Raw genomic sequence first — 14,047 nt, 5'->3', positions numbered from 1 at the left:
TGGGCGGCTGCTTGCGGCGTCAGCCGAGTCGTTCGGTGATCCCGTCGGCTGGTCCGGGCCGGCCGAAATGCCAGCCCTGGGCGGCGTCGCAGCCGATTGCCCGGAGCCGCTCGGCCTGCCCGGCGGTCTCCACTCCTTCGGCGGTGACCGTCAGCCGCAGCGTGTGGGCCAGCGTCACCAGGGTGAGCAGGATGCTCTCGTCGGTCCGGTCGGTGCCAGCCGGGGCACGGAGCCCTTCGACGAACTTCCCGGCCAGCTTCAGCTCCTGCACCGGCAGCGAGCGAAGGTAGGACAGGTTGGAGTAGCCCGTCCCGAAGTCGTCGATGGCGATCCGTACGCCCAGGTCGGCCAGCTCTCGCAGGGTGCGGACCGGTCCGTCAGCGGTGCTCATCAGGGCGCTCTCGGTGATCTCCAGCTGCAGCCGGTCGGCTGGTAGCCGGGTGTCGGCGAGCACCTCGGTCACGTACCGCACCAAACCGGGGTCGTTGACCTGCCGGACAGCCAGGTTGACACTGACGAACGGGGCGTTCGCGCTGCGGTCCAGCCAGCGCCGGGCCTCCCGGCAGGCTTCCGCCAGCACCCACGATCCGAGCCGGACGATCAGCCCGGAGTCCTCGGCGAGGGAGATGAACCGGTCCGGCCCGAGTACCCCCATCGTCGGGTGCCGCCAGCGGACCAGCGCCTCGACGCCGAGCAGCGCGCCGCCGGCGAGCGCGACCAGCGGCTGGTAGTCCAGGTAGAACTCGCCCCGGTCGAGAGCGGCGGGCATCGCCGCCGACAGCGCGTACCGGGCCAACTGGTGGTCGTTGCGCACCGGATCGAACAGTGCCCACCGGCCCTTTCCCGCCGATTTCGCCCAGTGCAGGGTGACGTCGGCGGCCCGCATCACCTCGCTCGGAGTGGTGCCTGCGACCAGGCGTTCCACGATGCCGATGCTGGCGGTCACGGTCAGTTCGTGGCCGTCGACGACGACCGGTTCGCCGATCGCGGCGAGCGCGGCTTCGGCGACCTTGAGCACGTCGTCGGTGCAGGTGGTGTCGGCGACCAGGATGACGAACTCGTCGCCACCGATGCGGGCCACCAGGTGTTCGCCGACGCCCCGGCGCAGCCGCTCGGCGACGGAGACCAGCAGCAGGTCCCCGATGTGGTGACCGAGGGTGTCGTTGACGATCTTGAAACCGTCGAGGTCGACGAAGCAGACGCCGAGTCGGCGTCCGTCCCTGCCGGTACGCCCGGTCCTGCTGAACACGTCGTCCAGCCGCTGGGTGAACAAGCTCCGGTTGGGCAGGTCGGTGAGCGGGTCGTGGGTGGCCCGGTGCCGGTACCGGGCCTCGCTCTCGCGCAGCGCGATCTCGGCCTGCTCCCGGGCGACCAACGCCGCGCGGCGGATGGTTTCCTGCTCGTCCAGGGTGCGGTCGCGCAGCGCCCGGGTGTAGCCGGTGGCGATACCGCCGAGCAGCCGTGCCATCCGGTCCGGCAGGTCCGGGTCGTCGATGTCCAGGTCCCGCAGTAGTCGCAGGTCGAGTACCTCTATGGTGCGGCCGAGCCCTTCCGCCGAGGCGATGTGCGCGGCGACCAGGTCCGACCCGATCTGGTAGCCGACCCGAATGGTGAACGGCTCGGCGCGCAGCGCTGTGACGAGCCGTACGGTCAGGTCGCCGAGAAACGCCTCCAACTGCTCCTGGGTCAGCGGCAGGTAGCTGGTCCCGGTTACCGCCTTGGCCCAGGCCCGGGCGACGGCGGCGACGCCCGGTGGCCGGCCACCGGGCGGATCGGCGTCCGGCTCGGACTGCTCAGCCACCGAGTCGGCCTACCCCGCCCATGAAGACGGCACGCTCGGCGTCCTCGGCCGCCTCGGGCGACTCTGGGCGCCACTGCGGCACCCAGACCACGCCCGGCGGTAGCAGGTCGAACCCGTCGAAGAACCTGGTCAGCGCGGCCCGGGACCGGACGTTGAGCGGGTTGTCGGTGCGCCGGTAGATCTGGTCCGCCTCGCGGCGTTCCTCGTCGCTGCGACCGTCGTCGCTGGCCTGGGACAGGACCAGATGGCTGCCGGGCGTGAGGGCGGCGCGCAGTTCGGCCAGGATCCCGGTGGGGTCGTCGGAGTCCGGCACGAAATGCAGGACCGCGACGATCAGCACCGCGACCGGCTGGTCGAAGTCGAGTAGCTTGCGCACCTGAGGATCGTGCAGGATCCGTTCCGGGTTGCGCAGGTCCTCCTGCAGGATCGTAGTCCGGTCGTTGCCGGCGAGGATCTCCCGGCTGTGTGCGACGGCGATCGGATCGACGTCCACGTAGGCGACCTTCGATTCCGGTGCCAGCCGTTGAGCGATCTCGTGCACGTTGCCTACAGTGGGGATCCCGGAGCCGATGTCAAGGAACTGCCGGATTCCCGACTCGACGAGGAATTGCACAACGCGGCGCATGAAGGCCCGGTTCGCCTGGGCCATCAACGGGGCGTCGGGAACGGCCGTGATCATCGCCTGGGCGGCGGCCCGATCGACGGCGAAGTTGTGTGAGCCGCCGAGGTAGTAGTCGTACATCCGGGCGACGCTCGGCCGCTCGACGTCGATGCTCTCCGGTGCCCAGTGCGGCCGATCCATTTTCGCCCCTTTTGTCCCTGTCTGGCCGTTTGCTGGCTTGGCTGGTGGCGCTAGCCATTGTGCCCGCTGCGTGCCCGGGCATCCAGAGCGTCCGAACCGGGAGGTCCCGCCGCACCGAGCACAGTCGCCACGGGTCGACGTGGGCCGGCCCGCCCGCCGCCGGCACCACGCGACCAGGTCAGAACTTCGGAGCGTCCGGCGCCTCCAACAGACCGAGCCGCAGCGCCGTCATCAGCGCCTGGGCCCGGTTCGCCGCGCCGAGCTTCTCGTACAACTTGGAGATGTGCGTCTTCGCCGTCGACTCGCTGACGAACAACTGCTTGGCGATCCCGGCCACGCTCATCCCGTCGGCGAGCAGGCGCAGCACCTGGCCCTCCCGGGGGGAAAGTTGCGGTCCGGACGGCGCGAGCCGGCGTTTCATCGCCTCGGCCAGGTCAGCCGCGGTGAACGCGCTCGGCGAGGAGGCCGCGTGCCGGGCCGCCGCGACCACCTCGTCCGCCGGTGCGGTCTTCGGCACGAACGCGCTGGCCCCGGCCTCGAGCGCGCCGAACAGTTGGTCGTCGCCGGCGTACATGGTCAACACCACGATGCCCATCGTGGAGCTGGACTTGCGCAGCGCCCGGGTCGCTTCGAGGCCGCTGCCGTCCGGCAGCCGCAGGTCCATGATCACAACATCTGGTTGCAGGGCGCCCGCCTGGCGTACACCCTCGGCCGCCGTTGCGGCCTCACCGACGACCTCGAACTGGCGGTCGCGCTCGAAAGCGTGCCGCAGGCCCTTCCGGATGAGGTCGTGATCATCGACAAGTAGGACCTTGGTCCGGGTGGTCGGTGTGGGGCTGGTGGTCATGCTGTGGCTACTCCCCTTCTGGTGCTGTCACGCTATCGCGCACGCTATCGCGCCGGGGCGAGGTTCCGAGCACCACTGCCACGGTCGTTCCGCTCGGGTGCCGTGGCCTGATCTCCAACCGGCCCCGGATACGTTCCGCTCTCTCTGCCATGATTGCAAGACCGTACCGCCCGTCCGGCCGTTGGTCGGCGATCCCCTGACCGTCATCCGACACTTCTATTTGCGCGTACGGCGGGTCGATGTCGCACGTGACCCACAGATTCGCGGCACCGGCATGCTTGCGCGCATTGGTAATCGCCTCCTGTGCGATGCGCAGCAGTTCCGCCTCGGTGGCCGCCGGCAGCCGGGCCCCGGACTCGTCCAGCGACAGGTGCACCCGCAACCGGCCGGACGATCCGACGGTACGGGCGTACTCGGCAATCGCGGCTGCCAGCCCGCCGTGCCGGTCAACCTCACTGCGCAGCTCGAACAGGCTCAGCCGCAGCTCGGTGATCACCCGGGTGACCTCGCCGCGCAGCGTCCGCAGGTCCTCGGCGGTCTCGTCACTGCCCTCCGGCAGGGTGGCCAGGGCGTTGTCGATGCCGTAGCCGACCATCACCAACTCCTGGGCCACCCCGTCGTGAATCTCCCGGGCCAGCCGTTGCCGTTCCTCGTTGGTGGCCAGCGACCGGACCTCGTCGAACAGCAGCGCGGCCTCCAGCCGAAGCGCCGCCGGGCGGGTCAACGCGGTGATCCGGCCGACCACCGGCGGCGGGTAGGCGTTGGCGCTGTCCGTCTCCAAAATCACCAGACCGACCGTGCGCACCCCGGCGACCAGCGGTACCACCAGCGCCGACACGTCACCACCGGGATGCGACCGGGCCTGCGAGCGGGCCGCGGTCTGCGGCAGTTGGCTGGCCCAGGCGTCGGCGATGGCCGAATCGGCGTCCAGGGTCGTCTCCCAGTCGACCCGATCCAGACCGGCCTGGGCGAGCACCACCAGCCGCCCCCCACCGCTGCCGGAGAGCACCGCGGTGCGACCGGTCGGCGCCACCACCCGCAGCTCCTCGATTAGGTGCTCGGAGATGCTGCCGGGGTCGAGCGTGGCACCGGGCAGCTGCCGTGCGACGCTGCGCAGCTGGGTGAGTAGCCGGGTGGCCTCCGCGTACGGGGCCGGCTTGCTCTCCCCACGGGCCTGCATCACCTGCTGCAGCGTGCCGGCGGCCAGGATGCCGAGGCTGGCCAGGATCAGCCACTGCGTGCAGACCGCGACGTAGCCGAGCTGGGCCAGCTGCGGTCGGCCGTCGATCGTGGTGAACAACCCGCTGAGGGCCAGGGTGAGCGCGGTGACGCCGAGCAGCGCGGTCGCCTCACGGGTCCGCCGTTGCAGCACCGCCACCGTCAACGGCACTGACAGGTACGGCAGCATCGCCGACGCGCCCAGCCCGGCGCCGATGGAGCCGCGCAGGTTGGCGGCGGCGGCAACCTCGCTCGTGGCCAGGCCGACGATGACGACCTCGGCGAGGCGGCCGAGCATGGCGATGACCGGTTGACGGGGGACGAGCACCGCTGGGGCGCCGGCGACCGCCAGCAGCGCCACCCAGCGCAGTTCGCCGAGGTCCCGGGTGGTGATCAGGGTCAGCACCGCGACGAGCGCGAGCATGACCAGGCGCGCCACCGCGGCGAGTGGATGCGGACGGGGCGCGTCGGATGTCGGTGCGGACACGTGACGGATGGTAGTCAGCCCCCGTAGATTTCGGCGATCTCGGCTTCGTAGTTGGCGTGCACCACCGCCCGTTTCACCTTCAGCGACGGGGTCAACTCGCCGCTCGCCTCGGTGAAGTCGCGGGCCAGCACCCGGAACCGCCGGATTGATTCAGCGGCCGAGACGGCGCGGTTCGCCTCGTCCACGGCCTGCTGAAGTTCGGCCAGCAGCGTCGGATCGTCGCGCAGATCGGCGACTGTGCGACCGGCCGGGTGACCGTTGCGTTCCAGCCAGCCCGGCCAGGCGTCCTCGTCAACGGTGAGCAGCGCGGCGATGAACGGCCGTCGGTCGCCGACCACCACGCACTGGCTGACCAGCGGGTGGGCGCGCAACTGGTCCTCCAGCACGGTGGGTGCGACGTTCTTGCCGCCGGCGGTGACGATCAGCTCCTTCTTCCGACCGGTGATGGTCAGGAATCCGTCGTCGTCGAGCTGGCCGAGGTCGCCACTGCGGAACCAGCCGTCGTCGGTGAGCACCTCATCGGTCTGCTGCCGGTTGTTCCAGTACCCCCGGAACACCAGGTCGCCGCTGATCAGCACCTCGCCGTCGTCGGCGATCCGGACGCTGACGCCGGGCAACGGCCGGCCGACGGTGCCGATCCGGATCGCGTGCTGCAGGTTGACCGACACCGCCGGGGAGGTCTCGGTCAGCCCGTACCCCTCGTAGACGGTCACCCCGACGCCGCGGAAGAAGTGCGCCAACCGGGCGCCCAGCGGGGCGCCGCCGGAGATCGCGGTGCGGCACCGGCCGCCGAGCGCGGCCCGCAGCTTCCGGTAGACCAGCCGGTCGAACACCGCGTGCCGGACGCGTAGCCCGAGCCCTGGCCCGCCGGGGGTGTCCAGAGCCTCGCTGTAGGCGACGGCCACATGGTCGGCCCGGTCGAAGATGGCACCCTTGCCGCCGTCGTAGGCGCGCTGCCGGGCCGCGTTGTAGACCTTCTCGAAGACCCGGGGTACGGACAACACGAAGGACGGGCGGACGCTGGCCAGGTCGTCGACCAGGTTCTTCGGGTCGGCCGCGTGGGTCATCGTGGCCCGGGCGTGCACCGCGCCGATCTGGATCAGCCGGGCGAAGGAGTGGGCCAGGGGCAGGAACAACAGGGTCGCCGCGCCCTCGTGGAACAGGTTCGGCAGACCGGGGATCGCGTTGGCGATGTCGGCGTACATGTTCCGGTGGCTGAGCACACAGCCCTTCGGCCGTCCGGTGGTTCCACTGGTGTAGATGATCGTGGCGATGTCGTTCGAGGTCAGCTGCTGGCGGCGGTGTTGCACCTGGGCGGCGTCGACGGTCCCGCCCCGGGCCAGGATCTCGTCGAGACCGCCGGTTTCCAGCTGCCACACCTCGCGTAGCGCGGGCAACCGGTCGCGGACCGAGGCCAGGGTGATCGCGTGCCCGTTGGTCTCCAGCACGCAGGCGACCGCCCCGGAGTCGGCCAGGATCCAGCTGACCTGCTCGGCGCTGGACGTCTCGTACACCGGCACGGTCACCGCGCCGATTGACCAGATCGCGTAGTCGAGCAGCGTCCACTCGTACCGAGTCCGGCTCATCAGACCGACCCGGTCTCCGGCGTTGATTCCCGCGCCGATCAGGCCGCAGGCGACCGCCACCACCTCGTCGCGGAACTCCCGGCAGGTCACCTCCTGCAGCCCGTCCGGTCCGGGCCGGGTGAACTGGACCGCGTCCGGTGCGGTCTCGGCGTTGTCCCAGACCGGATCGGTCAGGTTGGCGGCATCACCGACCGTGACGACCGGTGGTACGGAGAACTCGCGCACCTGCACTCCTTGTGCTCGTGGGCTGAGGCGGACCGGACCGGCGGTGCACGTCCGGCTACCCGCAACCTACCGGGCGACCGATGACCTGCGCGGTCAGCCCGCTGCCGGCGGCGGCCGGACGGTTGTCGGCCACTGGCTTGATCTTGGCCCGGCACCGGGTAGCCTGCCCCACATGGCGGAGTCCTCCACCAAGTCGATTGTCGTCGCCGCGCCCGCGTTCCGGGTGACGGCGGTGATCTGCGACTTCGTGCGCTACCCCGAGTGGACCGAGGCGCTGGACCGAGTCGAGGTGCGCCAGGAGTACGAGGATGGACACGCCCGTGAGGTCCGCTTCGTGCTTGACGCCGGAGTGCTCGCAGACGACTACACGTTGATTTACGAGTACTCCGAGGACCTGTCCCGGATCGAGTGGCGGCTGGCTGAGCCGTCCCGGATGCAGCGCCGGCAGGACGGTGCGTACGACATCGAGGACAACGGGGATGGAACCACCACGGTGACCTACACGCTGGAGGTGGAGCTCTCTGTCGGGATGCTCGGGATGTTCCGCCGCAAGGCCGAAAAAATGATCATGGATGCTGCCCTGACACAGCTCAAGCACCGAGTGGAACAGTTCGGTGCGACGGAGACAGGCTAGGGGCGGGCCGACGGTGGAAACAGATCCTCGCTCCGCGCGGGCGGAAGCGGAACGGTTGGTGGCGACCGCGTTGGCGATGGCGCAGCTGGCGGCGCGCGGCCAGCGGCTCGGTGCCGGCGCCGCGGGCGGCCTCGGCCTGCTGCGTGACCTGCTGGGCGGCACCGGGCCAGTCGCCACCGGCGACCCGGCCTGCTGCGTCTGCCCGGTCTGCCGGGCCATCACGGCGCTGCGTGACCCCAGCCCGGAGCTGGCCGACCGGCTGGCCGCCGGTGCCGGGGACTTCGCCGCCGGAGTCGCCAGCCTGCTGCGTGCCCTGGCCCCCGACCGTCCGGCCGACCCCGCCGGGCAATCGGAGCGTCCGGCTGACCCCACCGCGTCCCCGGAGCCGGCGGCCGGTTCGCCGGCTGCGGATCCCGCCGGCCCGCCGCCGGACCGGCACGGTCCGCCGACCGGCCGGACGACCTCGGACGACGAGGTCTGGCGCCAGACCACCTGGACCATGGATGATTCGGACTACGCGGGTGATCGGGACGTCTGGTCGGCCGCGACGAACGCCCCCGTCGACGTCGCCGGGACAGGCGCACCACCAGCCCAGGGCCGCACCGGCGGTCCGGCGGTGACCGCTCCGGCGACACCCGGCGCGGATACCGCCGGGGCGGAGCCGGACCGGTCGGGTGCCACCTCGCCGGACCATGGCCGGCCGGGACCTGATCCGGCCTGATCCGGCACCGTCCGGCCGGACGACTGCCCCGGCGGTGGACAGCCGCCGGACCGGACCCGGTGCGGACACCGGCGCGCGAAGAGCACAGCAGAGGGGAGCGGCAGCGGTGACGCTGACCATCGGAGTCGACATCGGTGGCACCAAGGTCGCCGGCGGGGTCGTCGATCCGGACGGAAAGGTCCTGGCCCGGACTCGGCACGAAACGCCAGCCGACGACGTGGCCATGACCCGGGACGTGATCATCGAGGTGGTGCTCGAGCTGGCGGCGAACCACCCGGTCGGCGCGGTCGGTATCGGGGCTGCCGGATGGATCGACGCACGTCGTTCAACTGTGCTGTTCGCCCCGAACCTCGCCTGGCGGGACGAACCGCTGCGGGAGTACGTGAGCGCGGCGGTCGACCTGCCGGTGATCGTCGAGAACGATGCAAACGTCGCGGCCTGGGCAGAGTTTCGGCACGGCGCCGGCCGGGACGCCGCCGACTCGATGGTCATGTTCACCGTGGGCACCGGCATCGGCGGCGGCATCGTGTACGGCGGCGAACTCGTCCGCGGTGCGCACGGCATCGCCGCGGAACTCGGCCACATGCTCGCGGTCCCGGACGGACATCAGTGCGGCTGCGGCCGGCAGGGCTGTATCGAGCAGTACGCCAGCGGCAATGCCCTGGTCCGGTTCGCCCGTGCCGGCGCCCGGCAGGAACCGGACCGGGCGACCAAACTGCTCGCCCTGGCCGGCGGCGACGCCGAGGCGGTCACCGGGCCGATGGTCACCACCGCGGCCCGCTCTGGTGACCCGGTCTCCTGCGAGGCGTTCGCACAGATCGGGCGTTGGCTCGGCATCGGCTTGGCCGACCTGGCGCAGATTCTCGATCCCGAGGTGATGGTGATCGGCGGCGGCGTGGTCGACGCGGGTGAGCTGCTGCTCGGCCCCGCTCAACGGGCGTACACCGACGCGCTGGCCCAGCGGGTCCGCATCCCGGTGGCCGAGGTGCGGCCGGCCGAACTGGGCAACGCCGCCGGTGTGGTCGGTGCGGCCGACCTCGCCCGGCGGATCTGAGCCGGCCTGCCCGCCGGATTCCGGCCCCTTCACATCGTGCCGAGGAGGAGACTGTGACGGCTGACCAGACGACCGCGCCGCAGCGGCCCGGTGTGCGGCTGCGGGTGCTCACGTACAACATCCACGGCCAGCGTGACGATCGGGCCGCGCTGGCCGAGGTGGTCCGCCAGATCGCACCGGATGTGGCGATCCTGCAGGAGGCACCGCGTCGGTGGCGGTGGCGGACCAGGTCGGCCGCGCTGGCGAACGCGTTCGAGATGGTCGTCGGATCCGGTGGGCCACCGCCGTTGGGCAACCTGGTGCTGACCACGCTGCGAGTACGGGTGGGGAGCACCTGGTCGGTCCGGTTCCCGCTGACGCCCGGCCGGCACCTGCGCGGCGCGGTGTTCGCCCGCTGCGCGGTCGGCTCGGCCCGCTTCGTGGTGGTCGGATCGCATCTGTCCACTGATCCGACGGAGCGACCGGCGCAGGCCCGGCTGCTGCGCCAGGCCTGCGCCGACGTCGACGGGCCGGTGATCCTTGGCCTGGACGTCAACGACCCGCCGGCGGACCCCGACGACCTGTCGTCGCCCGGCACCGCCGCCCGGCCCGGCACCGCCGCCCGGCCCGGCACCGCCGCCCGGCTCGGCACCGCCGCCCCGCCGCCGGACGACACCGGTGCGGCGTGGCGGTTGGCCGCCGCCGGGTTCACCGACGCCGCTGCCGCCGCCGGTGCGGGCCGGGCCGGCACGTTCCCGGGCCGCGACCCGCGCCGCCGGATCGACGCAATCTTCGTCGATCCGCGCATCGAGGTGGCCGGCTGCCGGGTGGTGGACACTGCAGCGGCGCGGCGGGCGAGTGACCATCTTCCGGTCGTTGCCGATCTGGTGCTCACCGAACCGGCACCAGGACTGGACAAGCGGGGCGGCTAGCCGGCACGATTTCGCAGCCGTACGAAGGAGATTGCCGGTGTCTACTTCCGCTGACTACGACAGCCCTGCCACCGGTGACGACCGGTGGCGGGACGACCGCCCGATCTCCGAACAGGGTGAGAATGTCTGCGTCATCGGTGCCGGTGCGAGCGGGTTGTGCGCGGTCAAGAACCTGCGCGAACAGGGGTTCGGGGTCGACTGTTACGAACGGGAGACGGGCGTCGGCGGTGCCTGGAACTGGCGCCACGACCGCAGCCCGGTCTACGCCAGCACCCATCTGATCTCGTCGAAGCCGTTCAGCCAGTACCCTGACTTCCCGCTGCCGGACAGTTGGCCCGACTACCCGCACCACAGCCAGCTGCTGGCCTATCTGGAACGCTACGCCGACCATTTCGATCTGCGCCAGCACATCTGGTTCGGCACCGAGGTGGTACGGGTCGAACCGGCGCCGGGGGACCGGTGGGACGTGACGACCCGCAGCGCCGGCGGCAACGGTGCCCGACGCACCCAGCGCTACGCCGCCGTGGTCGTCGCCAACGGACACAACTGGGCACCCCGGCTGCCCGCCTACGAAGGACTGTCCGATTTCACCGGCCAGGTGATCCATGCGTCGGCCTACCACGACGCGACCCAGCTGCGCGGCCGGCGGGTACTGGTGGTGGGCGGCGGCAACACCGGCTGCGACATCGCCGTCGAGGCCGGGCAACAGGCGGCCCGCTGCTGGCACTCCACCCGTCGCGGCTACTGGTACACCCCGAAGTACCTGTTCGGCCGGCCGAGTGACCAGGTCAACGCGGGGCTGCTCGCCCGGCGTCTGCCGCGCTGGCTGCGCCAGGTAGTTTTCCACCGGCTGCTCCGGTTGGTAGTCGGAGACCAGACCCGGTTTGGGCTACCGGCTCCGGAGCACCGGGTGTTCGACGCCCATCCGGTGGTCAACAGCCAACTCGTCCTGCACATCGGGCACGGTACGGTCCGCCCGGTGCCCGACGTGGCCAGGTTCCGCCGGCACACCGTGGAGCTCGCCGACGGCACCGAGGTGGATCCCGACCTCGTCGTACTCGCCACCGGTTACCAGCCCCAGTTCGATTTTCTCGACCCGCAGGTGCTCGGCGTCGACGCGGACGGACGGCCCCGCCTGCACCTGCACGCCTTCGCCCCGGGACACCCGACGCTGTCGGTGATCGGACTGGTGCAGGCGGAGTTCGGGGTCTTCCCGCTGGTCCACTGGCAGAGCGTCATGGTCGCCCGGTGGCTGCGCGCCCGGTCGGCGGATCCGGCGGTCACCGGTGCCCTGGCCGGCCGGATCGAGGCCGGCGCGGGACGGCCCTGGCACGACGCCAAGGCGACCGTCCCGGCCCGGCGCTGGTTCGAGGTCAGCCACGTCACCTACCTGCGCGCGCTGCAGGAGACCCTGGACAGTCTGGAGGTGGCGGCCCGATGAGCCGTACCCTTGCGGCCCCCCGCATCGTCCGTACCCGGGAATGGGCCAGACCGGTCCCGGCGGTGCGCCGCGAGGTGCTGCACGCCGACGTGTCGCGCGACGAGGGCCGGCCGCCGCTGCTGTTCGTGCCCGGGTTCGGGCACGGCGCGTGGGTGTTTGCCGAGCACTGGCTGGAGCGGGCCGCCGAGCGCGGGTTCCCGGCGTACGCGGTCAGTCTGCGCGGGCACGGGGACAGCGGCGCGGCGCCGCGGGCCGACCTGCGGGCGTACGTGCACGACGTGGTGCAGGCCGCAGCCGGCCTGCCCCGGCAAGCGGTGCTGATCGGGCACGGCGCCGGGGCGTTGGTGGTCGGTCACGCATTGGCCCGCTATCCGGCGCGGGCCGCGGTGCTGGCCGCCCCCGTGCTCGGTGGCTGGCCGCTGCTCGGCGCGGCGCTGCGGCGCAATCCGTTCGGCACCCTGCCGGCCGTCTTCGGCGGGGCGTTGCGGCTGCGCGCCGGTCAACTGTTCAGCCGGGAGCTACCAGAGGCCGTCGCACTGTCCTACATGGAGCGGTTGGGGCGCGCGTCGGCCCGGGCCCAGTGGCAGCTGCTGGTCCGCCAGCGGGTCGAGCCGCCGGTCGGTGATCCACCGGTGCTGGTCCTCGGCAGCCCCGACGACCGGGTGGTGCCGGCTGCGGTGCTGGACCGCGCGGCCCGGCGGTACGGGGGCGCTCCGTTGCTGTTCCCAGGGATGGGCCACGATCTGATGCTCGACGCCCGCTGGACGGAGCCGGTCGACGCGATCCTCGACTGGCTGGACAAGGGCGCCGGCTGACCGCTGGCGATCGGCCGGTGGGATCAGGCGGTGAGTCGGGCGGCCAGGGAACCGGTGCGGTCCAGCGCGGTGAGGTAGCCGTGCACCCAGGCTCGGATGTCGTGGGTGCGCAGATACTCGCGCATGGAGCGCATCCGGTCCGCCACGTCGGTCGGTGATGCCTCCAGCGCGTGCATCAGCGTCAATTTGAGTCCGTCGAGATCGTGCGGGTTGACCAGGTACGCCTGCTGGAACTCGGCGGCGGCACCGGCGAACTCGCTGAGCAGCAGCGCACCGTCGTCGTCGACCCGGGCGGCGACGTACTCCTTGGCGACCAGGTTCATCCCGTCCCGCAGCGGGGTGACCGCCATCATGTCGGCGATCCGGTACAGTGCCGCCAGGTCGGCCCGGCTGAACGACTGGTTGAGGTAGTGGATCGCCGGTTCGCCGACCCGGCCGAACTCGCCGTTGATCCGTCCGACCTCGCGTTCCACCCGGTCGCGCAGGATGCGGTACTGCTCGACCCGTTCCCGACTGGGCACCGCGACCTGAACCATCACCGTGTCGCGGACCTTGATGTGCCCGTCGGCGATCAGTTCGCTGTACGCCTTGAGCCGTTGCTCGATGCCCTTGGTGTAGTCCATCCGGTCCACACTGAGGATGACATGCTGCGGGTCCCCGAGGTCGGACCGCAGCTGACGGGCCCGTTCCAGCACATCCGGCCGGCCGGCGAGGGACTCCATCTCGGACATGTTGATCGACACCGGGAAGGCGCCGATGCGCACCACCCGGTCGTCGATAGCGATTCGCCGGTCGGTGGCCGGCACCTTGAGCACTTTCGTCGCCAGCTGGGCGAAGTTGTGCGCGGCCTGGGCGCGTTGGAACCCCACCAGGTCGGCGCCGAGCATGCCGAGCATCAGCTCGGCCCGGCGTGGCAGCTGCATGAACAGCTCCGGCGGCGGGAACGGAACGTGCAGGAAGAACCCGATCAGCAGGTCGGGCCGCAGCGCCCGGAGCATCCCGGGCACCAACTGCAGGTGGTAGTCCTGCACCCAGACCAGCGCACCAGGCTCGGCGGCGGCCGCCGCCGCCTTGGCGAAGCGCTGGTTCACCCGCTGGTACGCCTCCCACCATCTGCGGTGGTACGCGGGTTGCTCCACCGAGTCGTGGTACAGCGGCCAGAGCGTAGCGTTGGCGAATCCCTCGTAGTGGTCTCTGATGTCCTCCTGAGACAGAGCGACGGTGTGCATCCGTACGCCGTCGATGTCGGGCAGGCTCGGTGCCGGGCCGGTGCCACCGGCCCAGCCGACCCAGGTGGCCGGGGTGTGCTGCAGGATCGGGTGCAGGGCGCTGACCAGACCACCGGGGCTGCGACGCCATTCGCACGCGCCGTCGCGCGCGACGCTGTCATCCACCGGCAGCCGGTTCGCCACCACGACGAGAGAACTCTGACGCATGAGGGGACCTCGTTTCGCTGCGGCGGTTGCCGCGCATGGCGAGTGATCACGAACTCGTGGGGGGGGGAT

12 protein-coding genes are annotated in these 14,047 nt (G+C 71.4%); 6 read left to right on the top strand and 6 right to left on the bottom strand.

Annotated features, from left to right (window positions below):
* Window positions 1-19 precede the first annotated feature (19 nt).
* From ACFHWU_RS01570 to ACFHWU_RS01550, 5 genes are all read right to left on the bottom strand, one after another.
* A complete protein-coding gene (locus tag ACFHWU_RS01570; RefSeq protein WP_416551553.1) occupies window positions 20-1,801 on the bottom strand; it encodes a putative bifunctional diguanylate cyclase/phosphodiesterase in 1,782 nt (593 codons plus the stop codon).
* On the bottom strand, window positions 1,794-2,603 hold the full coding sequence (locus tag ACFHWU_RS01565; RefSeq protein WP_416551555.1) for an SAM-dependent methyltransferase: 810 nt from the start codon (window positions 2,601-2,603) through the stop codon (window positions 1,794-1,796). Before ACFHWU_RS01565 ends, ACFHWU_RS01570 begins: the two co-directional genes overlap by 8 nt.
* A gap of 178 nt (window positions 2,604-2,781) precedes the next feature.
* Window positions 2,782-3,450, bottom strand: a complete 669-nt coding sequence (locus ACFHWU_RS01560) for a response regulator transcription factor (RefSeq protein WP_123602728.1) — start codon at window positions 3,448-3,450, stop codon at window positions 2,782-2,784.
* A gap of 7 nt (window positions 3,451-3,457) precedes the next feature.
* Window positions 3,458-5,098 carry a GAF domain-containing sensor histidine kinase gene (locus tag ACFHWU_RS01555; protein ID WP_416589705.1) on the bottom strand — a complete coding sequence of 547 codons (1,641 nt, stop codon included), beginning with the start codon at window positions 5,096-5,098 and terminating at the stop codon, window positions 3,458-3,460.
* A gap of 71 nt (window positions 5,099-5,169) precedes the next feature.
* A complete protein-coding gene (locus tag ACFHWU_RS01550) occupies window positions 5,170-6,966 on the bottom strand; it encodes an AMP-dependent synthetase/ligase (protein WP_416551558.1) in 1,797 nt (598 codons plus the stop codon).
* Window positions 6,967-7,138: 172 nt separating this feature from the next.
* Between ACFHWU_RS01550 and ACFHWU_RS01545 the strand changes: the two genes are divergently transcribed.
* The 6 genes from ACFHWU_RS01545 (at window position 7,139) to ACFHWU_RS01520 (ending at window position 12,542) form a co-directional block, all read left to right on the top strand.
* Window positions 7,139-7,600 carry an SRPBCC family protein gene (locus ACFHWU_RS01545; protein ID WP_416551560.1) on the top strand — a complete coding sequence of 154 codons (462 nt, stop codon included), beginning with the start codon at window positions 7,139-7,141 and terminating at the stop codon, window positions 7,598-7,600.
* Between the two features lie 13 nt (window positions 7,601-7,613).
* Window positions 7,614-8,321: a hypothetical protein gene (locus ACFHWU_RS01540; protein WP_416551562.1), complete on the top strand. Its 708-nt coding sequence runs from the start codon at window positions 7,614-7,616 to the stop codon at window positions 8,319-8,321.
* Between the two features lie 106 nt (window positions 8,322-8,427).
* A complete protein-coding gene (locus ACFHWU_RS01535; RefSeq protein ID WP_416551564.1) occupies window positions 8,428-9,375 on the top strand; it encodes an ROK family glucokinase in 948 nt (315 codons plus the stop codon).
* Between the two features lie 53 nt (window positions 9,376-9,428).
* Window positions 9,429-10,286, top strand: coding sequence for an endonuclease/exonuclease/phosphatase family protein (locus ACFHWU_RS01530; RefSeq protein ID WP_416567553.1), 858 nt, complete (start codon window positions 9,429-9,431; stop codon window positions 10,284-10,286).
* A gap of 37 nt (window positions 10,287-10,323) precedes the next feature.
* On the top strand, window positions 10,324-11,727 hold the full coding sequence (locus tag ACFHWU_RS01525; RefSeq protein WP_416551568.1) for a flavin-containing monooxygenase: 1,404 nt from the start codon (window positions 10,324-10,326) through the stop codon (window positions 11,725-11,727).
* A complete protein-coding gene (locus tag ACFHWU_RS01520; RefSeq protein ID WP_416551570.1) occupies window positions 11,724-12,542 on the top strand; it encodes an alpha/beta hydrolase in 819 nt (272 codons plus the stop codon). The genes ACFHWU_RS01525 and ACFHWU_RS01520 overlap by 4 nt, the downstream gene beginning before the upstream one ends.
* Window positions 12,543-12,565: 23 nt before the next feature.
* Here ACFHWU_RS01520 and ACFHWU_RS01515 read toward each other — a convergent pair whose 3' ends face one another.
* The gene (locus ACFHWU_RS01515; RefSeq protein WP_416551572.1) at window positions 12,566-13,978 is read right to left on the bottom strand and encodes an alpha,alpha-trehalose-phosphate synthase (UDP-forming); all 1,413 of its coding nucleotides are present in this window, start codon (window positions 13,976-13,978) and stop codon (window positions 12,566-12,568) included.
* Window positions 13,979-14,047 lie beyond the last annotated feature (69 nt).

The organism is Micromonospora sp. LOL_015, from assembly GCF_048060275.1.
Classification (GTDB): domain Bacteria; phylum Actinomycetota; class Actinomycetes; order Mycobacteriales; family Micromonosporaceae; genus Micromonospora_E.
Note: the sequence above shows the minus strand (reverse complement) of the source record. Positions and strands in the feature narration are given on the sequence as shown.